Below are 22,693 nucleotides of genomic sequence, written 5' to 3'. Positions count from 1 at the left end.
CTCAGTATTCCACAATCTCGGCGTTTCCATACCGGGATTCGAAACATCCTTCGACGGTCGAGGCGCCAAAGCTCCAGAAGGGCCCGATCGGTGCGCGATCCGCGCAGGACGCCTACTCCGTTTTCTTCACCTCATCCCACAGACGGTTGAGCTCCTCGGTCGACAGCTCCTCAACCCGGTGGCCTGCGCCCCAAGCACGGTCCTCTACTGCCTCCCACCGCGCGCGGAACTTCGCCGTACTGGCACGCAGCGCGCGCTCGGCATCGATGCCCTCTTTGCGCGCAACGTTCACGAGGGCGAACAGCATGTCGCCGAACTCGAGCTCTCGCGCGGAGGAGCCGATCGGCTCGCACTCGTACTCGGCGCGCTCCTCGGCAACCTGATCCCACACATCTGCGACGCTTTCCCACTCAAAGCCAACGGCAGCAGCCTTGCGTGAGACCTTTTGCGCCTGCATGAGGGCCGGCAAGGCGCGGGGAACGCCCTCAAGAAGCCCCTGGGGGCGCTCAGCGCCGCCTGCTGCCGCCTCCGTATCGCTCGATGCCTTCTCGGCAAGCTTGACCTGATCCCAGATATCGAGCACCTCTGCGGTATCGCGAGCAACCGTTGCTGAGCCGAACACGTGAGGATGCCGGCGAATCAGCTTCTCATTAAGTTCGTTCACCACATCCTCGACCGTGAACTCATCGGCGTCGGCCGCAATCTGCGCGTGAAGCATGACCTGCATGAGCACATCGCCCAGCTCCTCGCGAAGGTGCGCGGTATCGCCCTCCTCGATGCAGTCAACCGCTTCATACGCCTCTTCGATCATGTTCTTTGCGATCGAGGCATGCGTCTGCTCGCGGTCCCATGGGCAGCCGTCGGGCTGTCGCAAACGCCAGATGGTCTCGGTCAGGGCATCGAAGGCATCGCGGGCGTCAACGCGGGTCGTGCGGTCGCGCTTGCCCTGCTCCGGCAGATCCGTAGGCTCCGGCATCGCCTACGCCTCCTCGAGCACAACGTGGCGGAAAGCGCTCTCGAGCGCCTCGCCGCTTTCATAGATGCCGTAGCTATGCGATCCATCCTTGGGGATAGACACGCTGCCCGGGTTGAACGCCCAGATGCCAGGCCGGGCGCCCACGGCCTCGTTGACCTTGACATGCGTATGGCCATAGACGACCGCCGAACCCTCTGCCAATGCCGGGATGTTGTCGACGCTGTTATGGAAGCCCGCTCCGAACACGTGGCCGTGCGTGAGGAAGAGCGTTCTGCCGCCGTCATCCACCAGCTCGGCATAGTCGGCCATGCAGGGGAACGAGAGCACCATCTGGTCAACCTCGGCATCGCAGTTTCCCCGCACTGCCACAAGGCTGCCGCTATCCGCGAGGCCGTTCAGCAGGGGGATGACGCGCTTCGGATCGTATTCGCGCGGGAGGTCGTTACGAGGGCCATGGTAGAGCAGGTCGCCGAGCAGCACGATCCGGTCGGGCTGCTCCACCTCGACGGCGCGGACCAGCCGCTCCGCCCAGTACGCGGAACCATGGATATCGGATGCGATGAGAACCTTCATGAGCCGTCCTTTCCATCGGTGACCCCACAAGGGTAGCAAATCCGGCCCCACGCAAGCGACGGCGAGCCGCCCTGTGCGGCAAAATCGATGCTGCACCGAGAGCGCACTCGGCAGCCTGCTCATCGCATAAAAAACCTCCCGCATCCCAAGCGTTGCGCAGGGGATGCGGGAGGCAAGCTGGCATGCCAGAAGAGGAAGAAAGCCGCCGGCCGGCTTTACCGGCTATTTGAGCGCTTCGAAGCGCACGGCGCGCGAGAAGTAGTAGTACACCGCGACGATGACCAGATTGACGATTGCCGGCCATACGAAACCGTTCAGAAGCACGTACACCACAACCGCTACCGCGTTGAGCACGAGCGCGAGCAGCGTCACCCCCACGTATGTCGTCGCGTATGCACGGGCAGGCCGGTTGGCCGCCCCGATACCCCAGACGCCCAGGAACAGGTCGAGCACGCAGGGCACCACCGAGCAGATGGCAAGCAGAAGCCCCGGCGAGGTGTTGGCGAACGCAATGGCCATAGACGACCACCACGCCATGCCGAGCGCAGCTAAGACCGCGACGAAGCTCATGATCTTCAAGATTTTCTGGTTCTGAGACATGGTGCTCCCCCTTCGCTCGAGCTATCTCGAAAGGCTTCTTCAGCTATCTGTCCCCATGATACCCAACTGAACAGCGTCCATCACCTTTTGGAGCGGGATGCCTGCAGCCCGCGCAAGCGCTGCGGTATCCTCGTATTCGGGGGAAACGCGGCGCGAACCATCGGGAAGGTCAACGATCTTCACGCGCACCGTGCCCCACGGCGTCGTCACGGACGACTCCGAACGTGCAAGCACTGTGCGCTCACACTCCCAACGCCGAATGCCGATCGTGGTGGTCTCGGCGAAGATGATGCCCTCGAGGCGCTCGATGTCATCGGGCGCGGCAACAACCTGCAGCTGCCATGCAGGGCGCCCCTTCTTGGCATACACAGGCACCCAATGCACCTCACGGGCGCCCGCTTCGCGCAGCCGTTCCGCCGCATACGCGAGCACCTCGCCTGGAGCGTCGTCGATATCGCATTCCAGGCGCACCACGGAACCGGCGTAGGCAACATCGACCGTAGGCTCCCCTTCAGAAACAGGCGGCATCTGGGTGGAACAGGCAGCCTTTTCGTGCGCGGCGGGCGCATCGAGGGGAGGAAGTTCGTCGATCAGCATGGCGCGCAGGATGCTCGGCCGCTCGTACGCGCGCTTGCCCGCGCCGATGCCCACCCTCTCCACGCGAAACCGCGCAGGAAGCTCGAACTCGGATGCAATTGCCGCAACGATAGCAGCGCCCGTGGGCGTCACAAGCTCCCCCTCGACGCCGCAAACAGAAAGCGGCAGGCCGTGCTGCTGAACGATGTTCAGGGTGGCAGGCACCGGCACCGGGATGATGCCGTGTTGGCAGCGAATGGTGCCGCGCCCGTCTACCAGCTGCGGCACGAGCGCGCGATCGATGCCCAAATCGTCGAAGAGCACCGCTGCGGACACGATGTCTACGATGGAGTCGACAGCGCCGACCTCGTGGAAATGGACCTCGTCAAGCGACACGCCGTGGGCTTTCGCCTCGGCATGCGCAAGAACATCCACGATGCGGTGCGCAAGCGCTTTGGCGCCTTCGGTAAGCGAGCCCGCATCGATCATCGCATCGATATCGGCAGGCCCACGGTGCTCATGATGATGACCGTGATGATGGTGGGGCTCACCGTGGTGGTCGTGATCGTGCTCATGGCTATGGCCATGCTCAGCGTCATGCCCATGCTCTTCTGCATGGTGCACCTCATGATGGTGGGCGTGCTCATGGTGATGGCCATCCTCGCCATCAAGCTCATGCAGATGATCGTGGCCGTGCAGGTAAGCCATATCGTGGTCATGGTTTTCGTGCAGGGTATCGAGCGCTACGTCGAAATCGCAGCAATCGAGGCCCGCCTTGCTCACGCGGCTCACGCGCAGATCGTAGCCACCGAGCGGAAGCGACGCGAGCGCCGCGCGCAGACGCTCCTCGCTGGCACCAAGGTCTAGGAGCGCAGCCGCGAACATATCGCCGCTGATGCCGCTCGTGCAATCTAGATAGAGCGTCTTGCCCATGTCTCTCCTTTTTCACGCGGCCAAACATCGGCCACCTTATCACCTAGACCTAACTCCAAGACAACCGCCCGCTCCGCCCCCGCCCGCATCTATGCCCGCAACGCAAGGGCGCCCGGGCCTCTTCTGAGCGATTCCGCAGGCCTGGGACGGGCATGCAGCATCGACCCCGGGCGCCTCACCGCCCGGTCCCAGCCCGCATCTATGCCCGTAACGCAAGGGCGCCCGGGCCTCTTCTGAGCGATTCCTCAGGCCGAAGGCCGAGGACTAGCGAAGAAGAGGCCCGGGCGCCCCCTGGGAGCCTAGGACTTTAGAGCTCCTTGTTGATCTGCGCGATGATCGCCTGGGTATCGAGCGTCGCAAAGGCGTTCGCATCGATCACGTCGATCTTCTTATCGGGGAACGTCATCTTCACGACATCAAGCTTGAAAGCAACCTGGGGCGTAAGAAGCAGCAGGTCGGCATCCTTGCAGGCATCATCGGAGCCAGAAATGGACGCAGCCTTGACATCCATCTCGAGACCGAGGTTGTCGGCAGTCTCCTGCACCTTCTGGGCAAGAATCTGCGTCGACGTACCGGCAGCGCAAAGCAGTTTGACAGTCTTCATAAAGAGATCCTTTCTCTATTTTCCGAGCGCATCGAACATGAGGCGCTTGTACGCCTCTACGCCTGGCTGGTCAAAGGGGTTTACACCCAAAAGCTCCCCAGAAGCATAGCACGCGAACGCGAACCAGTAGAAGAGCATGCCCATATGCTCCTCATCAAGACGATCGAGCTCGAGCGTAAAGCATGGCAGCATTCCGGCATGCGCCTCGCGGGTCGCCGTGAAGCTCGCCTTATTGATATCCCAGAAATCTTTGCCGTCCAGGTAGCCAAAGGCATCCGCCACGTCGGTGCCGCCCAACACGAGGCTGTCGCCCGCTCCCGGTTCCAAGACATCAAGGAAGGTCTCGAAAAGGATGTGCGTGCCGTCCTGCACAAACTGTCCCAGACTATGGAGCTCCTCGGAGCACTCTGCGGCAGCGGGGAATATGCCTCTGCCATCCTTTCCCTCGCTCTCGGCAAAGAGCTGCTCCCACCACTTTGAGAACCACCGGAAACGAGGCTCGAAAAAACTCAGAAGTTCGACGCGATACCCGCGGTCCCACAGCATGTTGCGAGCCGATGCATAGGCAAACGCTGAGTTCTCCCCCGCTGGCGCCGTACGAAGGAGTCGCTCCATGGTGCGGGCGCCCGCAACGAGCGCGCGAATGTCCACGCCCGCAACCGCCATGGGCAGCAAGTGCACCTCGGTAAGTGCGGTATAGCGGCCTCCCACGTTGGTGGCGAAGGGCACGAAGGTGTACCCCTCGGCACGGCAGAGGTCCTCGAGCGGCGAGCCGATCGTACCCGTGCAGACGATGCGGCGCGCGGCCTCCTCGCGGCCATAGCGTTCGACGAGGCACTGGCGGAGCAGACGGAACGATGAGCCCGGCTCGAGCGTCTCGAAATTCTTGGCGATGCAATCGATCACCACATCATGGCCCTCAAGCTCATCGAGCACACGGTTGAGCTCCCAAGCCGAAAGCGTATTCCCCGCCCACACAAGCCGTGCTCCCTCGGGGGCAAGCGCAGCCTGCACGGAACGCGACCCGTTATTCGAGCCGCCTACGCCGATCACAACGAAGGTGTCGGCCATGGAGCGAATCTGCTCCGCAAGCGCGCAGGTACGGTCAAGGATGGCGTCACTCGCCCATTCGTCGACGGAGAGCCAGCCGAGCGAATCCGCATAGCGGTCCTCGCCCGCCTGGCAGCGCGCCAACACGTCGGCATGTTCATCCATATAGCTAACAAGCTCGTCCTCAGCAACGAATGCCGAGGCAAAGCTTCTGTTCAACTTCAACATTGCAGCTCCTCCGCTCACCCTATCCGCCCGGCCCTCCGGGCATGTCCTCTGTGCTCAAACAGTCCTCGCTCGCTACGCTTGCTGCGGAACTGCGCCAGAGCACATGCCCGGAGGCCGGGCTAGGCATACATGGGCTGAAGCCATTCTGGCGCGTCAGCCGCCTGCGCGGGCATATCGTCCCACGCGCAGTTTCGAACGCAGTGAGACTGTTTGAGCACGGGACGATATGCCCGCGCAGGCGGTCTTACGACAAGGAAGTAGCCGGGGATGCGAGGTTGCACCCGTATCCCCGTGCCCTCAGTACCGAGTGGATTTAGCAACCGCAGGGATGCGCGGGGGCATCGTCGCGGAAGTGGCTGTTCTGCGACGGATCCTTCATGCACAGGTGCGGCACGGCGCGGTTGTACGCGTGCGGGAGCGCCAGGATGTTGGGGTTGCCATCGGTGTACTTGCGCGTGGCGTCGGCGATGGCCTCCTCGAAGGTCGGACGGGTCTTGAGGCCCATGGTACGGGCGATGCCCGGCTTCTGCGCGCCCACGATATACGTAGCAGAGAGATACTTCTCGGCGAGGTTTCCGCAGGTCATCATGCTGAAGCCATGGAACGGATGGAACGCACCGGCAAAGCGGTACTTGCGGATGTACTCCTCGTTGGTGGCGAAGTACTCACCGTACTTGATCATGTCGTCGAGCGTGTTCATCTTATCGGACTGCCACAGCTCCCACTGCTCGCGCAGGTACGGCCAGCGCTCGTCGTGGAACCAGCCGTTGCAGTAGCTCGCGATCACGAAGACGCAGTGGTCGGAGAGGATGCGCTTGTGGCGAATGACCTGGGCGGAGACGGCCTGCATCATCTGGATGGGGTTCGTGCCCATGCCGTCGCCGTAGTGGAAGTTGGTGGGCATGCCCATGACCACGATGTCGTATTTCTTCTCGGCCCAGTGCACATAGGTGCGCTTATCGGCAACCTTCCAGCTCACGGGCTGCATCTCGGCAGCGTACCCCGAGAAGATGGCGATCTGGCGGCTCCAGGTGTCGAGCACCGCGTCCACGCAGAAGAACTTCTTGCCCATCTTCTCTTCCATGAACATGCCCTGGCTGTCGAACTTGTCACGCATGAGGCTATGGGTAGACACAGGCACGAAGTCGGGGCGGCTCATGACGCGCGGCACGTGGTGGGCACCGATGGAGCGCCAGTGGGTGATGCCCGTGGCGCAATGCTTGTAACCGCCCGAGTAGCCGCCATAGGGGTTGCCCTGGGTATGGCCGATAAGAATGGCGATGTCGGCATCGTAAACGTACTTGTTCATGATCACGTGGTCGCCCTGAGCGGTGTAGCCCAGATCGACCAGGTGGTCGTAGTCCTCGGAATCGTGGCTCGTGATCTGGCCGGTTGCCTCGAACTCGTTGTAGAGGTCGTCGCCCAGAATCTGCTTGGCCTCGGCAGTGGAGGTGCGGGGGTGCAGGCCGTTCGAGAAGAGGAGCAACACGTCGTCGTGCTTCACGCCGTTCGCGAAGAGCTCATCGAGGCACGCGCGGATGGCAACCTTACGGTGCGCGGTGGGCTGGGTGCCGCCCTTCACGATATCGGGGATCACGATGACGACCTTCTTGCCCGGCCCCGCATAGGAAGCGAGCGGCTCCATGCCGATGGGGTTGCGGATGCTCTCGAGCGTTGCCGCGTAGAGGCTGTCCCAATCCTGGGGCAGGCACTCGGGGTCCTTGACGGTCTCGCCGGTGACGAAGACGTCGGTTGTATCGGGGAGCTCGGCCCCAATCATGCCGGTACCCCATTCAAAGTCCAGATGCATGGTCATTCCTTTCTTATTCATGCGTCCAATGAGCTAGGCCTCTAGATACAGCTTGACGATTTCCGCATATTCCTCCGGGTAGAAGCCGATCTCGCCGGTGAAACGGGTGAGTGCGATGAGGCCGCCGTCGATCTCGGGGATGCCGGCGAGCATCTGAGCGTTATCGGCCTTGAGACCGCCGCCGTAGACTACGTCCACACCGAGAAGCGTCGCCTTGATGAGACGGGCCACCTTCTGGATATACGGTGCATCGGCGGGCGTCTTACCCGGCCCGATGCTCCACACCGGCTCGTACGCAACGCGCACGCGAGAGAGATCGGCGCCCTCGAGGCCGCCCGTGAGCTGGGCGGTGAGTACCTCTTCCCACGAATCGACTTCCTCTTCGCGCTCCCCCATGCAGAAGAGCACCGTGAGGCCCGCTGCCTGAGCCGCAGCCACCTCGCGCGCGAGCACGCGATTCACCGCCGCTTCCACGGCATCGGGAGCAGCACCTGCCTCACCCATGATGGCGCGCAGGTTCATGCGCTCCTCACAGTGGCCGATAAGCACCCAGGTGCAGCCGAGCTGTGCCACGGCATTGCCCGTGCGCAGGGTCGTGAAGGCGCCGAAGTTTCCGCCCGGCGCCGTGTCCGCCGTATGGACGCCCTGGCAGCCCACGCCGAGCGGGCTTCCGGCAGCGCCGGCGACGGCACCGATGAGGTGCGCCTCGGGCAGGAAGGCGGCGAGCTCCGCATCGGCATAGCGAAGAGCGACGTCTTTGATGGAGGATGTCACCGCTTCGCCCCATGCGGCGGGCTCCGCCAAACGGTTCACGCCACCGTGCTCGGGCGTGATATCGAAGCGCTTGAGATTCAAAAAGATGTGTTTCATGCACACTCCTTCAGACGCGGGGGCAAAGACCAGGGTCCGCCCCCACCGGTCTTGCTACAGGAAGCTTACAAAGCTCGGCAATTCGCCCACGAGCGGGGCCGCCCACTCCTTGAATGCCGGGGTGACGCCGTTGCCCGCTTCGTTGATGAAGGCGTCGGGCAGGCAGCGCTCGATGAGGCGCACACGCTCCACGTCGATGAGGTTCGTCTCGATGGCGTATGCGTCGCCCGGCACGCGCTGGATACCGACCATCTTGGCCGTCTCGCCGGAAAGCGCGGCGCGCACGGCGGCACGACCGACTTCCTCCGCCTCGTCAACGTCAACTTGGCTGCGAAGCGCAACCGATGCGCGGCCGAGCAGGCCCGGCTTCTCCGAGCGGGCCTTGTAGCCGAGCTTCGCCACGATAAGGTTCGCAAGGTGCGACGACACGTCGCCGAAGTACGTCTCGCGCTCGACTTCCATGATGGGGTCGACGATGGGACTGCCCGCCGCGTCATGCAGGCCCTCGCTCGCCACGATGACGCCGCCGCGCTTGGTGTCGATCAAGCGCTGGCAGTCCGCGAGGAACGCCTCCTCGTCAAATGCGCGCTCCGGCATGTAGATGAGGTCGGGGCCGCCCTGACCGCAAGCATCGGCGAGCGAGCTCGCTGCCGCAACCCAGCCGGCGGACCGGCCCATGACCTCAACCACCACGAGGTGGATGGGCATGCTGTGTACGTCCGCGCACACCTCGCCCACGCTTTGCGCCACATAGCGGGCGGCGCTGCCGTAACCGGGCGCGTGGTCGATCTCTGCGATGTCGTTGTCCATGGTCTTGGGCACGCCAATCACCTGAATGTCGGCTCCCGCCTCGTCGATGGCCTCCTGGAGCAGCGCACACGTGTTCATGGTGCCGTTGCCGCCCGTGGGCATGACGATATCGATACCGTTCTTGATGAGGAGCTCCACCATGGCCGGATAGTGGCCGGCGAGCGCGTCGCGGCCCGTGCCGATGGCAGAGCCTGGCGCGTCGCGCAGGCGCACGAGCTCGCTATCGGGCATGGCGCTCAGGTCGATGAGGGTGCCGTTCACGAGGCCAGAGGGGCCGCCGTGCGCGCCGTAGATGTGCGCGATCTCGCCATGGAGCTTGCCTTCTGCCACGATGCCATAGAGCGAGGCGTTGATGACCGCGGTCGGGCCTCCGCCGTGCATGACGAGGATGTTCTTGCCTGCCATAAGCTATCGACCTTCCTTCGCGTAGCGCTCCGCCATCTCGTCGAGCGTGGCGATCTTGACCAACGGCGCCTTGCCGTAGCTGCCGAATTGCACGATGAGCGTTCCAACAGCCTCCTTGACGCCCGCCTCGATGGCGGCGACGAGCTTCTCCTGCGCCTCGTCGGCAACGGTGCCGTACATGACGAGGTCGTACACCGGCGGCAGGAAGGCGCGCGGGTCGAACTGCTCGCGCTTCTCATCGAGCAGCTGCCACACACCTGCAAGCGAGCTCTCCTTGAGCTCGGGTTCGCGCTCAAAGAGCTCGCGCATGTTGCGCGTCACGGCGAGACGGATGTCCGTATCGACGTTGATCTTGTTGATACCGGCGGGGATGGCCTCCAGAAGCTCGGCGACGGGGATGCCGTGCGCCTCGCCGATCTGGCCTCCCAGCTCGTTGATCTCGCGCACGATGTACTGCGGCACCGTTGAGGAGCCGTGGCTCACGAGCGCGCAACCGAGGTCCTCGTGCGCCAGGCACTCGCGGATGGCGATGGGGATCTCGCGGCGCAGCTTGACGTTCTTGCCCTTGGAAGCGCCGTGCATGGTGCCATAGGAGATGGCGAGCGCGTCAACGCCGGTGTCGCGCACGAACTCCACTGCCGAGAGCGGGTTGGTATAGGTGGACGACGCCGCGAACACGTGATCCTCCACGCCGGCGAGCACGCCGAGCTCGCCCTCGACCGAGACGCCACGGGCGTGCGCGTACTTCACGACCTCGCGCGTGAGCTCCTTGTTCTCTTCAAACGGCAGCGAAGAGCCGTCGATCATGACCGACGTATAGCCGCCCGCGATGGCAGCCTTCACGCTCTCCATGTCGCGCCCGTGGTCGAGGTGGAGCACCACGGGAACGGGCGAATGCTCGCCATAGAGCTTGACGGCATCACCGATGTTCTTCGCGCCCCGGATCTTGTCCTCGACGGTGCCGTTCGCGAAGTCGGCCCGGCCCCCCATGAAGGCGTTGGCGAGGTCCGCCCCCTGCAAGATCACGGGGCTGCGGAACATCTCGTGCACCTCGATGGCAGCCTTGGCCTGACACACCGCGTTGACGTTGAACGCCCCCTGCGCGTAGCCGTGGCGCCGGGCGGCGTCGAGAACGGGTTTGAGCGGAACGAGTGGCATAGAAATCAGGCTCCTTTGCATCCAGCCGGCGGCGCCGGCGCGTTTCAGTAGATATCCTCCCCATAGGCACCTCGCGTGCCATCGAGCACGTTCGTGAGGTGCAGGAGGCGGGCGCTCGAGGGCTTGCCGTCGATAAGCGAGAGAAGCTCATCGGCGCACGCCACACCGGCGTCGAAGTTGGGCAGACGAACGCAGAGATCGGGGTAGAAATTGCTCTCGCCGTTGTTCGCGAGCTCCGCCGTCACGATTCCCCGCTCGCGGCAACGGTAGCGGATGGGCTCGGTCCATCCCGACCAGCTCGCGATGACCGCGTCGCCTCGCTCGAGCCCGCCGACAGCCTCGCGGAGCGCCCGGGCGAAGGAAGCCGTGAGCTCGTCGCCCTCGGGCGTAGCGCCTATCGAGTAGCGGAGGTCCCATGTATCGAGGTTATCCAGCGTGATGGGAACCGTAAGCTCAATAAGCTCGGTCTCGGGGCTGTTCTTCAGGGCAACGGAAAGGCCCTCGACGCGCTGGCGCTCCTGGGGAGCGTCGATATCGGGCGCGATGTAGAGGAGCCGGCGCGGCGCCGACGCGAGCACGCGCTCGGCAAGGAGCCGGGCACCGCCCCGGTAGTCGAAATCGACCGTGCTATACGCGCTCGCACGCTCGACACAGTCGTAGGCAACGAACGGAACGCGCTCGCGCTCGATCACCTCGACGCTCTCCGCGCTAGGCCCAACGTTATCCTTGCCGAGGAAGATGATTCCATCGACACGGCCCTCAAGATAGGCGATGAGATAGTCGCTCAATCCGCCCTTCTTGACCTTATTAGTGCACAGCAGCAAGTTATAGCCGATATCCTCGAGCCTGCTCTGGATACCGCGGATGGTCTGCGAGAAGCGCGGGACGGCGAGGTTCTTCTTGGCCACCACGCCCACGCACTGCGAGCGACGGGCGCGCAGGGTGCGCGCCGCGCTATTGGGCACATAACTCAGCTCGCGCGCGGCCTTGAGCACGCGCTCGCGCGTCTCGGGAGCAATCTTTTGGCCTGGGGTGTCGTTGAGAACATACGAGACCGTCGCCGTGGTGACACCGGCGGCGGTGGCGATGTCCTTGAGCGTAACGCGCTTGCCCATGCACCCTCCCGTATCTCGTGGCCGACGTATAAAACGAGCGAACGAGCAGCATTATCGCGGTATCGTTCAACTTATACGTTTAAGTTAACACAAAAGCGCAGGCCACACGCGAGAATCACACCTTTCTTTCCAATATACCGCTGAGCGGCGTAAACCGACCGTTTATAGAATATCCCCTCGCATGATTTAAGGTTCATTTTAAGCATATCTACCTGCTGTTTAATGTGTCTGAAACGTTCTTTTGCGGGATTTGAGCGCCAATCTTTTCCTGTTTTTCCCATCGCATCATGACTAATATTCTAGGTGTGTTCGGTCATTGCTCTACTTATACGTTTAAGTTGTGGTCATGAGCAACCACGCCTTACCACGCTGAGAAAGGAGCCCTTCGACATGCAGGAAAAGAAGAAACCGATCTGGGCGAAGATACCCAACGCCGTTTGGGTGCTCATCTCATTCGCCTGCGCGATCGCGTTATGGCTCGTCGCCTCGAGCCAGCTGCCCGCCGTCTTCGCGCCGCCGGCCGAGGTGGGGGCCGCGTTTGTGAGCAAGCTCGAGAGCGGCATCTTGCTCGAGCACGTCTGGGCATCGCTGTCGCGCGTGCTCATCGGCTTCGGGCTCGCGTTCATCACGTCCATCCCCGTCGCCTTCCTCATGGCATGGTACGACCCGATCCGCCACATCGTTGAACCGTGGATTCAGTTCGTGCGCAACATCCCGCCCCTGGCCTACGTCTTCCTGCTCATCGCTTGGCTCGGCATTGGCAACGAGAGCAAGATCGCGGTCATCTTCATCGCGTCCTTCCTCGTTCAGGTGGTAACCATCTACCAGGGCATCAAGGGCGTCGACACCACGCTCATCAAGGCTGCCCGCGTGCTCGGCGCCAAGCAGACCGACATCTTCTTCAAGGTGACCATCCCCGCCACCACGCCCTTCATCCTCGTGGCGGCGCGCCTCGGCCTGTCCACCTCGCTCACCACGCTCATGGCCTCCGAAATCGTCGGCGGCGACCGCGGCCTCGGCATGATGATCCAGCAGGCCAGCGGTTACTACCAGATGGATACGGTGCTGCTCGGCATCATCATGCTCGGCATCATCGGCATCTGCTTTGAGAAGATCGTTCGATTCCTCGAAAGGAGGTTCACCGGATGGCAGGAAACGGTTCAGCAGTAAAGGTCCACATCGACCATGTGGTGAAGAAGTTCCAGACTCGCAAGGGTGAGATGGTGGCCCTGAATGGCGTCGACCTCGACATCCACGAGAATGAGTTCATCACCGTCGTGGGTCCCTCCGGCTGCGGCAAGTCCACGCTCTTGAACATCATCGGCGGCCTCGAGACGCCCACCGAGGGCCAGGTTACGGTCGACGGCAAGCCGGTGGATGGGCCGAGCCCGGAGCGCGGCATCGTCTTCCAGCAGTACGCGCTCTTCCCGTGGCTCACGGTTATCAAGAACGTCATGTTCGGCCTGAAGCTTCAGGGGAAATCGAAGGAAGAAGCCGAAGAGATCGCCCACCGCTATCTCAAGATGGTCGACCTTGAGGACTTCGCCAACCACTATCCGAAGGAGCTCTCGGGCGGCATGAAGCAGCGCGTGGCCATCGCGCGCGCCTATGCCACCAACCCCCAGGTGCTCCTTATGGACGAGCCCTTCGGCGCACTCGACGCGCAGACGCGCACCCAGCTTCAGCAGGAGCTCATCGAGACCTGGGAGAAGGAGCGCAAGACCTGCTTCTTCATCACCCACGACGTGGAAGAGGCCATCATCTTGGGTCAGCGCTGCGTGATCATGAGCGCGCGCCCGGGCCGCGTGAAGGACATCATCGACATCGATATCCCCTATCCGCGCGACCAGGCCACGAAGATGACGCCCCGCTTCCTCGAGCTCAAGAACGAGATCTGGAGCCAGGTCTACCAGGAGTACCTGTCGGTTCGTAAATAACGGGCGCACGAGCGGCCGCCTGAGGCGCCGCCCAGCTCTCGAGTGGGAAAAGCGCACCGTCCCGCACGGTGCGAGGTTGAACAAGAGAAGGAGAAGATCATGTCCAACCTGAACGATATCAACATCAGCCGTCGCAGCATGCTCGCCGGTCTCGGCGGACTCGGCCTTATGGCCGCCGGCCTCGCCGGCTGCAGCGGCAGCAACACGCCCGCTGGCAGCACCCAGGGCAGCGCCGCCACCAGCGGCTCGTCCTACGATCCCGTGACGCTCCGCGTTGCCTTCATGCCCAACCTCGGCTCCGCCGGCACGCTCTTCGCCGCCATCGACCAGGGCTATTTCGATGAGGTAGGCATCACCGTCGAGACCGCTCAGTTCCAGGGCGGCCCGGCCGAGATCACGGCCATGCAGTCCGGCGACATCGACATCGCCCAGATCGGGCACGGCGCGCACACGCTGTGCATCTCCGGCGACGCCGTTGTCTTCGCCTTCGACCAGCTCTCCCAGGCTGACGCCGTCGTGGTCGACAAGACCAAGGTCCCCACGGCCGCTGACCTCAAGGGCAAGACCGTAGGCGTCTCCACCGGCACCTCCTCCGAGATCATCCTCGGCCTCGTTCTGCGTGACGCCGGCCTCACCGAAGACGACATCACCAAGGTTGAGATGGACGTCTCCGGCATGACCACGGCCCTCATCTCCGGCCAGATCGACGCCGCCGCCACCTGGTCGCCCAACACCGTGACCATCCAGGAGCAGCTGGGCGACAACTACCTCGTCCTCGGCACCAACACCGACTACTCCGACGAGGTCGCCTTCCCCGGCAGCTACGTGTGCCTGCCCGAGTACGCCGACGAGAACGCCGAGGTGCTCGCTCGCTTCGGCGCCGCCATCGCCAAGGGCCATGTGTATCGCGCTGAGCACATCGAGGACGTCGCCAAGCTCCTCGCTTCCGAGCTCGACCTTCCCGAGGAGACCCTCCTGCAGTCCACGGGCGAGGGCGACTGGCAGGGCGCCGTCGACTGCCAGGGCGACACCGACACCATCTTGGGCTACTACCAGGCCCAGCAGCAGGTCTTCCTCGACGCCGGCACCGTCACCGAGGAGGTTCCGGTAGAGAACTACGTGAAGACCGACATCATGGACGAGGCCAACACCATCTTCGAGGAGATCAAGTAGCCTCTCCCGCAGGATCAACCTGTGTAGTCTAACGAGCAGCCGGGCCCTGCGCGAGCAGCGTCCGGCTGTCTAGCATTATGGGAATACCTGCGGCGAATGGAAGGCATGCGAGAAACGGCCATGGGCATCTTCACCCGGGCATCCTCCTCGCCACGTTTCCGGCAACTCACGCGAATCGTTCGTCGCGACGTGAAAGGACGAAACATGAAGCACGATTACTACCGCATCTCGGCCGAGGAGCTTGGCCAGGGGGCACGCGTGCCCCTTCTCAAGCTGGGCGACTCCGGCGAGGTGTTCTACCAGATGGCCCTCGAGATGGTGACCGAGATCGAGCGCAAGAACGCTCTTGGCGAGAAGACCGTCTTCATCTGCCCGGTTGGCCCCGTGGGGCAGTACCCCATCTTCGTGCGCCTCGTCAACGAGCGCCAGCTCTCGCTCAAGTCTTGCTGGTTCATCAACATGGACGAGTATCTCACCGACGATGGCGCATGGATCGACGAGTCCGACCCGTTGTCGTTCCGCGGCTTCATGAACCGTGAGGTGTACGGCAAGATCGATCCAGAGCTCCTTATGCCTGCTGAGCAGCGAGTGTTCCCCGATCCCACGGACCTGGAGCGTATCCCCGCGCTCATCGAGGAGCTGGGAGGCGTCGACATCGCCTTCGGCGGCATCGGCATCACCGGGCACCTTGCCTTCAACGAGCCCGACGAAAGCCTCACGCCCGACGAGTTCGCTGCCCTCCGCACGCGCACGCTCGATATTCACCCCGAGACGCGTGCCACGAACTGCATCGCAGACATGGGCGGCTCCCTCGAGGACTTCCCGCGTCGCTGCGTGACCATCGGCATGCACGAGATCCTGGGCGCCCGCAAGGTGCGCCTGGGCGTGTTCCGCGACTGGCACCGCGCCGTGGTGCGCCGGGCCGCATACGGAGCGGTCACCGCCGGGTTCCCCGCGACGCTGCTGCAGAACCATCCCGATGCGCTCATCTATGTGAACGCGAACGCGGCGCAGCGGGCATACTAACCGTCTAACATAGCGGGCCCGGGGCCATCCCGAGGCCCGCTATCTGCGAGAAGGGAGACCTTATGGACTCTTCGCTCTACATTAAGGGCGCAACGGTGGTCCTGCCGACCGGCAGCACGCGCTGCGATGTCGTCGTGGAGAACGGCCGCATCACCGGCCTACCCCGTTCATATGCGAATCTCCGCGAATTGCCCGAGCTCGACGCCGAGGGCATGACTGTACTGCCCGGCTTCATCGACATTCACACGCACGGCGCTGCCAACGTCGACGTGAACGCCGCCGATGAAGAGGGCCTACGAACCATCGGCCGGTTCTTCGCCAGCCAGGGCGTGACCGGCTGGCTCTGCTCGGTGCTCACCGATACGCCCGAGCAAACGCTCTGGTGCATGGAGCAGGCGAAGCGCGTCATCGAGGGCGGCCCCTATGATGGCGCCGCGCTTCTGGGCATCCATCTCGAGGGACCCTGTCTCTCGAGCGAATACAAGGGCGCCATGCCCGAGCACCTGCTGATGCACACCGCGAGCATCGATCTGTTCCGTGAGTACCAGGACGCGTCGGGCGGGCACGTGCGCTACACGACCCTCGCCCCCGAGATTCCCGGCGTCGAGGAGCTCATCCCCGAACTCAACGCCCTGGGCATCACCTGCGCGATCGGGCACAGCGGCGCCGGGTACGACCAGTCCATGGCCTGCGTGCGCGCCGGTGCGGCGAGCGCGACCCATCTGGGCAACGCCATGCGCCTCTTCCATCAGCATGACCCCGCGATCTGGGGCGTCGCCATCGAGAGCGACCTGTACGTCGAGGCCATCTGCGACGGACGCCACCTGCATCCCGGCAGCGTGCGACTGTATCTGAAGTCGAAGGGATGGGACCGCGTGGTGGCCATCACCGACTCCATCATGGCTGCAGGCCTCCCGGACGGCAACTACAAGCTCGGGGTGAACGATGTCGTGGTTGAAGACGGCGACGCCAAGCTCGCCTCCACCGGTGTGCGCGCGGGCTCCACGCTCACGCTCGCTCAGGCGCTGCGCAACATCGTGAAGTTCGCCGATACAGACGTCGAGCATGCCGCGCGCCTCATGACGAAGAATCCGGCAACGCTCATCGGCTTTGCCACCAAGGGCCAGATCGCCTGCGGCTATGACGCAGACCTCACGATCGTCGACTCCGACCTGGAGGTCGCGCGCACCATCGTGGGCGGCCGAACGGTGTACGAGCGCTAAGGCTTTCCACCTGACCGGGGGTCCCGGGTTGCTTCTTCGCTGGTCCTCGCGATTCAGCAAAGCTGAATCGCTGCGGAAGCGCTCAGAAGCAGGCCGTGACCCCCTTTGCTCGGTTGCGAGCTGCGCTCGCAACCATCGGCCTTGAATTAGTATTTGAATGTATTGTTGTTCGGGCCCGCAAATCCAAGCAACCCGCCAGGTTATCTCCCCGGTTCCCCCATCGACGCGGCGTATCTCCTCGCAGGTTCAACCATTTTCCGGCAAAGTCCGAGCCGTCAGGAGCCCCCGCCCCCTATCCTCTGGCGCAGTTCCGCAGCAAAAAAGCCCGCGAGGGCTTTCTTGCGAGGACTGTCTGAGCACAGAGGATAGGGGGCGGGGGCTCCTGCCGTTACCCCTTCCCCGGCAAATGGTTGATCAGCGAAGCCTGATACGCCGCGCCGAAGCCATTGTCTATGTTGACGACGGAGACGCCGCTCGCGCAGCTATTCACCATAGCGAGCAACGCCGTGAGCCCGCCGAGGTTCGCCCCGTAACCCACACTCGTGGGCACGGCGATGACCGGGCAAGCGGCAAGACCTCCCACCACGCTCGGCAGCGCGCCCTCCATGCCCGCAATCGCGATGATCACCTGTGCACGGGCGATCTCCTCGCCATGACGAAGCAAGCGGTGTATGCCCGCAACGCCCGCATCGTTCACGCAAGTCACGCTGTTGCCCAAGAAACGCGCTGTCAGCACCGCTTCCTCGGCAACGGCGATATCGCTCGTGCCGGCCGTTAGCACCAGAATCTCGCCGTTTCCATCCGGCTCGGGGAGCTCTCCCACCACGCCCGCATGGGCTTCGGCGTGATAGGCGAACGAGCAGCCCATCTCGGCAAGCTCGGCAGCCTTCCGTTCATCCATGCGCGTGATGAGAATGCGCTCCTGCCCCGTCCCTCGCATGGCGTCGACGATTCCCGCAATCTGCGCGGCGCTCTTCCCTGCGCCATAGATCACCTCGGAAACGCCCGTGCGCACGCCGCGCTCGGTGTCTACTTGCGCATAGCCCAAATCTGCGACGGTGCCCACGCGGACGCGCTCCACCAGCTCGCTCGGGGAAAGCTCCCCCGCCGCGACGGCCCGCGCCAGCGATTCCAGATCCGATGCGTCCATTGCGTTCCTCCTCTGTAACCTTTTCATCTATGGTAGCAGCTGCCGTATAATCGGGTATCAGCGCGCAGAGAGGGCACCGAACCGCCTGCGACCTGCAGCGGCAACGAACAACCAGTTGGGAGCATGATATGAGCGAGCACTTCGATGCGAATCAAATCGACGAGGCGAAAGACTCCGAGCAGTTCCATCGCACGCCCGGCCCAGCCCTCCCCATCATCTCGCTCGTTGCCAGCATTGCGGGCGCGGCAATCGGCTATTACATCAATTGGCCGGTCGGCGTCGTGCTCGTCATCACGAGCATCGTATGCGGGGTTCTCGCGCGCAAGCGTCGTGCCCCGTATCGCTGGGCCGCAACGGTCGGCATCATCATCAGCGCACTCTGCTTGGTCGTCTGCGTCGTCGTGGTCAGCATCGTGATGTATCAGATGCAGCAGATGAATAGCCTGCTCTCCTAACATGAGACAGTTGTGCCAGGAGAAACTGTCTCATGGCGCAGACGTGTGAACACGCTCGGCCGCAGGCTACAGGAGCGCCGCTTCCCATGCGGCCTCGCGAAATCCCACGAGCACGGTATCGCCCGCTACAACGATCGGACGCTTGACCAACATGCCATCCGTTGCCAACAAGGCGCGGGCGTCCTCATCGGACATTCCCGCATCGAGCTTGGCCTTCACACCGAGCTCGCGATACTTCATGCCGCTCGTGTTGAAAAAGCGCCGCAGCGGTAGGCCGGACCGCTCCTGCCAATCGGCTATCTCGGCTGCCTGCGGATTGTCCTCCACGATATGGCGATCGATGTAGCTCATGCCATGATCGTCCAGCCACTTCTTGGCCTTCCTGCACGTCGAGCACTTGGGATATTCAATAAAAAGCACCTCGGTTGCCATGAGCACCGCTCCTCCTAATCGCGCCGACATCCATCGGCCGCCCGATGTTCCAGCCCGATTGTACCCCGGAGCATGCAAATGATGTCATACGGATGGGCGGAGGCGAGCACGTGCCAGGAAAGCAAGCGATGCGCTTGCGTGTCGCGCATGCAGAGCGGACAGCGCTCCTACCGATGGCGTGCGTCGAGCTCGCCAGCGAGTTCCTCGATGGTGACACCGTAGCGCTCGAGCGTGACCAGCAGATGGTAGACGAGATCCGCTGCCTCGTAGCGAATATGGTCGTGGTCGTCGTCCTTGCACGCCATAACGACTTCGGTCGCTTCCTCTGCGACCTTCTTCAGCAGCTTGTCCTCCGGCCCCGTGAGGAGACGCGCGGTATAGCTCGTCTCGGGCGATGCCTCGCGACGGCCGTGAATGACCTCGGCCAAGCCCTTCATCGTGACGCCGATATCTCCAGGCACGACATTTGCCGTTCTCTCTCCCATGTTTATCCTCCAAATCCGCGTTGAACACCTGCGCGCCCCGCTAAGCCCGTTCTTCCCGCGCGCAAACGTCGGCAAATCCATTGATCCGCAGAACAGATTTCAACTTTTGGGCACTCGAACACGAGTCACTCATATAGCCTTGAACTGACCGCCTCGATTACCTGCGCGCTTGCGCAACCAGATTGCCCGCTACTCGCATCGTCCCCAATAAAGTGCCCAAAAGTTGAAAACGCTATTCTGCGCTACCGAGATGCTGGAAAAAACAGGTGCGGTTGCCGGTGTGACAGGCGGGACCGGGCGAGTCGACCTTGACGAGGAGGGTGTCCGCGTCGCAGTCCGCGAGAATTTCCTTGACCTGCTGCATGTTGCCGCTCGTGGCACCCTTGTTCCAGAGCTCCTGGCGGCTGCGACTCCAGAACCACGTGGTCCCCGTCTCCTGCGTGAGGCGCAGCGATTCGGCATTCATCCACGCCACCATGAGCACCTCGCCGGTGTCGTACTGCTGCACCACTGCCGGAATGAGTCCGCGGTCGTCGAAGGTCAGATCATCGATGGTCATTTTGAGCTCCTTTTGCGCGAGTCAAGATGGTCGAAATGGGACGGGGTATGTGCGATCAGTGAGACCGCGCGGCAGCGGTGCCGGGGGAATCTAGCACGCTGTTCCGCACATGAGTCAAAAATGAGTCAAAACGAACCCGTCCCGTTTTGACTCAAAAATGAGACAGTTTGACCCGGCACAACTGTCACGCCTGCATGCCCCGTGGCGCTAGAAATCGAGCCGCACGGGGATGCCCTGAGCCGCCATGTACTCTTTCACCTCACGGATGCTGAACGTACCGAAATGGAACACGCTCGCCGCGAGGACCGCGTCGGCCTCCCCTTCGATGATTCCCTCCGCGAAGTGCTCGAGCGTTCCCACACCGCCGGACGCGATCACGGGAATGGGCACCGCACGTGCCACAGCCCGCGTGAGCGCGAGGTCGAACCCCTCCTTGGTGCCGTCTCGATCCATGCTGGTGAGCAGGATCTCTCCGGCGCCGCGGCGCGCCGCCTCCTCCGCCCACGCCACGGCATCGATGCCCGTCGGCGTGCGCCCGCCTGCGGTGTAAACCTCCCAGCGATCCGCTCCCGGTGCGCCCGGCTCGCCCACGCGCTTCGCATCGATAGCACAGATGACGGCTTGACTGCCGAACGCAGCGGCAGCTTGGGTGAGAAGCGAAGGATCCTTCACCGCCGCCGAGTTGAGCGACACCTTGTCGGCACCGGCCGCGACCATCTGGCGCATGCCAGCGAGGTCACGAAAACCGCCGCCCACCGTATACGGTATGGAGAGCTCCTCCGCCGCATGGGCCGCCATGTCGATCGTAGTCGCGCGGTTATCGCTCGTCGCCGTGATATCGAGGAAAATCACCTCGTCGGCGCCCTCGCGGTCGTATGCCGCAGCGAGCTCTACTGGGTCTCCGGCATCGCGAAGCGCTACGAAGTTCACGCCCTTCACCACGCGTCCGTTTTTCACATCCAAACAGGGTATGACGCGTTTGGTAAGCATCAAGCCTCCCCTCCCTCGGCGGCAACGAGGGCCTCGGCCAGGCTGAAGGCCCCCTCATACAACGCCCGCCCCGTGATAGCGCCCTCTATTGCCTCTGGACCCGCCGCCGCGAGCGCGCGGATATCGTCGAGCGACGAGATGCCTCCCGACGCCACGACGGGAAACCCGGCGACCTGCGCCACGCGCCGGTACGCTTCGGCATCGATGCCCGTCTGCATGCCATCGCGCGCGATATCAGTGAATACGAGATGCTTGAATCCAAGGCTCGAAAGCTCTCCCACCACGTCTTCGACGCTGCGCGACACGCCCTCGCGCCAGCCGTTCACCTTCACCTCTCCATCGCGCGCGGCCACATCGGCAACCAGCAGGCCTCCGAACGCACGAGCCGCCACCTCGGCAAACCCCGGCTCGCGCACCAGGACCGTACCGAGCGCGATACGCTTGCAGCCGAGCGCCGCGAGCTCATCGATGCGCGCAAGCGAGCGAACGCCGCCACCGATATCCACCGAGAGGCCCTCGACCGCGCAGATCGCCTCGATGGCACGGGTATTAGCCTCGCGCGCCTCTTCGTCCTCCTCGAGCGCAGCGGAAAGATCGACGACGTGCGCCCATGTTGCGCCCTGCTCCGCAAACGAGCGCGCCACGGTAGCGGGATCGTCGCTGTACACCTTCATATGCTCCCGGTCGCCGCGCTCAAGGCGCACCACCTTGCCGGCGATAAGGTCGATTGCAGGAAAGAGAATCATGTTCACCTCCGCAGGTAAAACGGATTGTTGGATTACTCCAGCCCCTTTGATAACCTCGCCAGCTCGACGAAGTTCTCGAGAATCTGATGCCCGTGCGCCGACGATTTCTCAGGATGAAACTGGCAGCCGTAAAGGTTGCCGCGGCACACGACGGAAGCGAAGTTCCGGGCGTAGTGCGTCAGCGCGACGGCATCGGAGGAATCGATATCGGTTTCCACCGCATAGGAGTGGGTGAAGTAGACGTTCGTGCCCTCGGCGAAACCCTGGAGCAGCGGATGCCTCGACCCGGAATGCGTCAGATGGACCTGGTCCCAGCCCACGTGCGGCACCTTGAGGCGCCGCGAGGGCAAAACGGTGCACGAGCCGTGCACCAGTCCCAGCCCCCGCACCCAACGGCGGCCCTCGGCCTCGAAGACCGTGCCCGGGGCAAGGCCCGCCCCGTACGGATCGGCTGATTCAACTGCGGCGCCATCCGTGGGAACGCCTTCGCCTCCGCGCTCGAAGAGCAGCTGGAGCCCGAGGCAGATTCCCAAAAACGGCACGCCCGCTCCGCCGCGAACCGCATCGAGCACCGCCTCGTCCTGGCCCGACTCGTGCATGAACGCAATCGCATCGTAAAACGAGCCGACGCCCGGTAGCACGAGGGCATCTGCCGTACGGATCTGCGCGGGATCGTCGGTCACGAGCGCCTCGGCGCCCGCGCGTGCCAATCCGCGTGCCACGGACGACAGGTTTCCCTTGTGGTAATCGATAACGGCTATCGTGGGGGCGTTCGCCATGACTTCTCCTTCAAACGATCAAACGTAGAG

The 22,693-nt window shown here is 63.2% G+C and carries 24 protein-coding genes; 6 read left to right on the top strand and 18 right to left on the bottom strand.

Annotation, left to right across the window (positions count from 1 at the left end; translation table 11 throughout):
* Positions 1 to 112 precede the first annotated feature (112 nt).
* The 11 genes from mazG to HGEM_RS09860 all read right to left on the bottom strand — a co-directional run bounded on the left by mazG (position 113) and on the right by HGEM_RS09860 (position 11,708).
* Entirely contained in the window at positions 113 to 976 is an 864-nt protein-coding gene (mazG, locus tag HGEM_RS09500; protein WP_019129207.1) for a nucleoside triphosphate pyrophosphohydrolase, read from the bottom strand.
* 3 nt (positions 977 to 979) lie between these two features.
* Entirely contained in the window at positions 980 to 1,549 is a 570-nt protein-coding gene (yfcE, locus tag HGEM_RS09495; RefSeq protein WP_019129206.1) for a phosphodiesterase, read from the bottom strand.
* Between the two features lie 222 nt (positions 1,550 to 1,771).
* Positions 1,772 to 2,149, bottom strand: a complete 378-nt coding sequence (locus tag HGEM_RS09490; RefSeq protein WP_019129205.1) for a hypothetical protein — start codon at positions 2,147 to 2,149, stop codon at positions 1,772 to 1,774.
* 39 nt (positions 2,150 to 2,188) lie between these two features.
* Positions 2,189 to 3,610 (bottom strand): nickel pincer cofactor biosynthesis protein LarC, encoded by a 1,422-nt coding sequence (larC, locus tag HGEM_RS09485; protein WP_230197269.1) that lies wholly within the window; start codon positions 3,608 to 3,610, stop codon positions 2,189 to 2,191.
* Between the two features lie 355 nt (positions 3,611 to 3,965).
* The gene (locus HGEM_RS09480; protein WP_019129202.1) at positions 3,966 to 4,262 is read right to left on the bottom strand and encodes a PTS sugar transporter subunit IIB; all 297 of its coding nucleotides are present in this window, start codon (positions 4,260 to 4,262) and stop codon (positions 3,966 to 3,968) included.
* A gap of 15 nt (positions 4,263 to 4,277) precedes the next feature.
* Positions 4,278 to 5,540, bottom strand: a complete 1,263-nt coding sequence (locus tag HGEM_RS09475; protein ID WP_019129201.1) for a glucose-6-phosphate isomerase — start codon at positions 5,538 to 5,540, stop codon at positions 4,278 to 4,280.
* Between the two features lie 313 nt (positions 5,541 to 5,853).
* The gene (locus tag HGEM_RS09470; RefSeq protein WP_019129200.1) at positions 5,854 to 7,350 is read right to left on the bottom strand and encodes a lactate racemase domain-containing protein; all 1,497 of its coding nucleotides are present in this window, start codon (positions 7,348 to 7,350) and stop codon (positions 5,854 to 5,856) included.
* A gap of 33 nt (positions 7,351 to 7,383) precedes the next feature.
* Entirely contained in the window at positions 7,384 to 8,220 is an 837-nt protein-coding gene (locus HGEM_RS09465) for a triose-phosphate isomerase family protein (RefSeq protein WP_019129199.1), read from the bottom strand.
* 54 nt (positions 8,221 to 8,274) lie between these two features.
* Complete coding sequence (locus HGEM_RS09460; protein WP_019129198.1) at positions 8,275 to 9,435, bottom strand: diphosphate--fructose-6-phosphate 1-phosphotransferase; 1,161 nt, start codon at positions 9,433 to 9,435, stop codon at positions 8,275 to 8,277.
* Positions 9,436 to 9,438: 3 nt separating this feature from the next.
* The gene (locus HGEM_RS09455; protein ID WP_019129197.1) at positions 9,439 to 10,593 is read right to left on the bottom strand and encodes a class II fructose-bisphosphate aldolase; all 1,155 of its coding nucleotides are present in this window, start codon (positions 10,591 to 10,593) and stop codon (positions 9,439 to 9,441) included.
* Between the two features lie 44 nt (positions 10,594 to 10,637).
* The gene (locus HGEM_RS09860) at positions 10,638 to 11,708 is read right to left on the bottom strand and encodes a LacI family DNA-binding transcriptional regulator (protein ID WP_019129196.1); all 1,071 of its coding nucleotides are present in this window, start codon (positions 11,706 to 11,708) and stop codon (positions 10,638 to 10,640) included.
* A gap of 390 nt (positions 11,709 to 12,098) precedes the next feature.
* Between HGEM_RS09860 and HGEM_RS09445 the strand changes: the two genes are divergently transcribed.
* From HGEM_RS09445 to nagA, 5 genes are all read left to right on the top strand, one after another.
* Positions 12,099 to 12,878: an ABC transporter permease gene (locus HGEM_RS09445; protein ID WP_019129195.1), complete on the top strand. Its 780-nt coding sequence runs from the start codon at positions 12,099 to 12,101 to the stop codon at positions 12,876 to 12,878.
* Entirely contained in the window at positions 12,854 to 13,645 is a 792-nt protein-coding gene (locus HGEM_RS09440; RefSeq protein WP_019129194.1) for an ABC transporter ATP-binding protein, read from the top strand. The genes HGEM_RS09445 and HGEM_RS09440 overlap by 25 nt, the downstream gene beginning before the upstream one ends.
* A 99-nt stretch (positions 13,646 to 13,744) precedes the next feature.
* Entirely contained in the window at positions 13,745 to 14,818 is a 1,074-nt protein-coding gene (locus HGEM_RS09435; protein ID WP_019129193.1) for an ABC transporter substrate-binding protein, read from the top strand.
* Positions 14,819 to 15,022: 204 nt separating this feature from the next.
* Entirely contained in the window at positions 15,023 to 15,844 is an 822-nt protein-coding gene (locus HGEM_RS09430) for a sugar phosphate isomerase family (protein WP_019129192.1), read from the top strand.
* Between the two features lie 62 nt (positions 15,845 to 15,906).
* Complete coding sequence (nagA, locus tag HGEM_RS09425; protein ID WP_019129191.1) at positions 15,907 to 17,067, top strand: N-acetylglucosamine-6-phosphate deacetylase; 1,161 nt, start codon at positions 15,907 to 15,909, stop codon at positions 17,065 to 17,067.
* 388 nt (positions 17,068 to 17,455) lie between these two features.
* On the opposite strand, the gene larB is transcribed toward nagA, so the two are convergent.
* On the bottom strand, positions 17,456 to 18,217 hold the full coding sequence (gene larB / locus HGEM_RS09420; protein WP_019129190.1) for a nickel pincer cofactor biosynthesis protein LarB: 762 nt from the start codon (positions 18,215 to 18,217) through the stop codon (positions 17,456 to 17,458).
* Between the two features lie 128 nt (positions 18,218 to 18,345).
* Here larB and HGEM_RS09415 point away from each other — a divergent pair, with 128 nt between their 5' ends.
* The gene (locus HGEM_RS09415; RefSeq protein WP_019129189.1) at positions 18,346 to 18,672 is read left to right on the top strand and encodes a hypothetical protein; all 327 of its coding nucleotides are present in this window, start codon (positions 18,346 to 18,348) and stop codon (positions 18,670 to 18,672) included.
* A 66-nt stretch (positions 18,673 to 18,738) separates the two neighbouring features.
* Here HGEM_RS09415 and HGEM_RS09410 read toward each other — a convergent pair whose 3' ends face one another.
* The 6 genes from HGEM_RS09410 to HGEM_RS09385 all read right to left on the bottom strand — a co-directional run bounded on the left by HGEM_RS09410 (position 18,739) and on the right by HGEM_RS09385 (position 22,663).
* Positions 18,739 to 19,104: an arsenate reductase family protein gene (locus HGEM_RS09410; protein WP_019129188.1), complete on the bottom strand. Its 366-nt coding sequence runs from the start codon at positions 19,102 to 19,104 to the stop codon at positions 18,739 to 18,741.
* Positions 19,105 to 19,271: 167 nt separating this feature from the next.
* Complete coding sequence (gene hisE, locus HGEM_RS09405) at positions 19,272 to 19,589, bottom strand: phosphoribosyl-ATP diphosphatase (protein ID WP_019129187.1); 318 nt, start codon at positions 19,587 to 19,589, stop codon at positions 19,272 to 19,274.
* 232 nt (positions 19,590 to 19,821) lie between these two features.
* Entirely contained in the window at positions 19,822 to 20,148 is a 327-nt protein-coding gene (gene hisI / locus HGEM_RS09400) for a phosphoribosyl-AMP cyclohydrolase (RefSeq protein ID WP_019129186.1), read from the bottom strand.
* A gap of 207 nt (positions 20,149 to 20,355) precedes the next feature.
* Complete coding sequence (gene hisF / locus HGEM_RS09395; protein ID WP_019129185.1) at positions 20,356 to 21,138, bottom strand: imidazole glycerol phosphate synthase subunit HisF; 783 nt, start codon at positions 21,136 to 21,138, stop codon at positions 20,356 to 20,358.
* The gene (locus HGEM_RS09390) at positions 21,138 to 21,884 is read right to left on the bottom strand and encodes a 1-(5-phosphoribosyl)-5-[(5-phosphoribosylamino)methylideneamino]imidazole-4-carboxamide isomerase (protein WP_019129184.1); all 747 of its coding nucleotides are present in this window, start codon (positions 21,882 to 21,884) and stop codon (positions 21,138 to 21,140) included. The genes hisF and HGEM_RS09390 overlap by 1 nt, the downstream gene beginning before the upstream one ends.
* Positions 21,885 to 21,916: 32 nt before the next feature.
* On the bottom strand, positions 21,917 to 22,663 hold the full coding sequence (locus HGEM_RS09385) for an imidazole glycerol phosphate synthase subunit HisH (protein WP_019129183.1): 747 nt from the start codon (positions 22,661 to 22,663) through the stop codon (positions 21,917 to 21,919).
* Positions 22,664 to 22,693 lie beyond the last annotated feature (30 nt).

It is taken from the genome of Enorma massiliensis phI, from assembly GCF_000311845.1.
Lineage (GTDB): Bacteria > Actinomycetota > Coriobacteriia > Coriobacteriales > Coriobacteriaceae > Enorma > Enorma massiliensis.
This window is presented reverse-complemented; position numbering and strand designations above follow the sequence as displayed.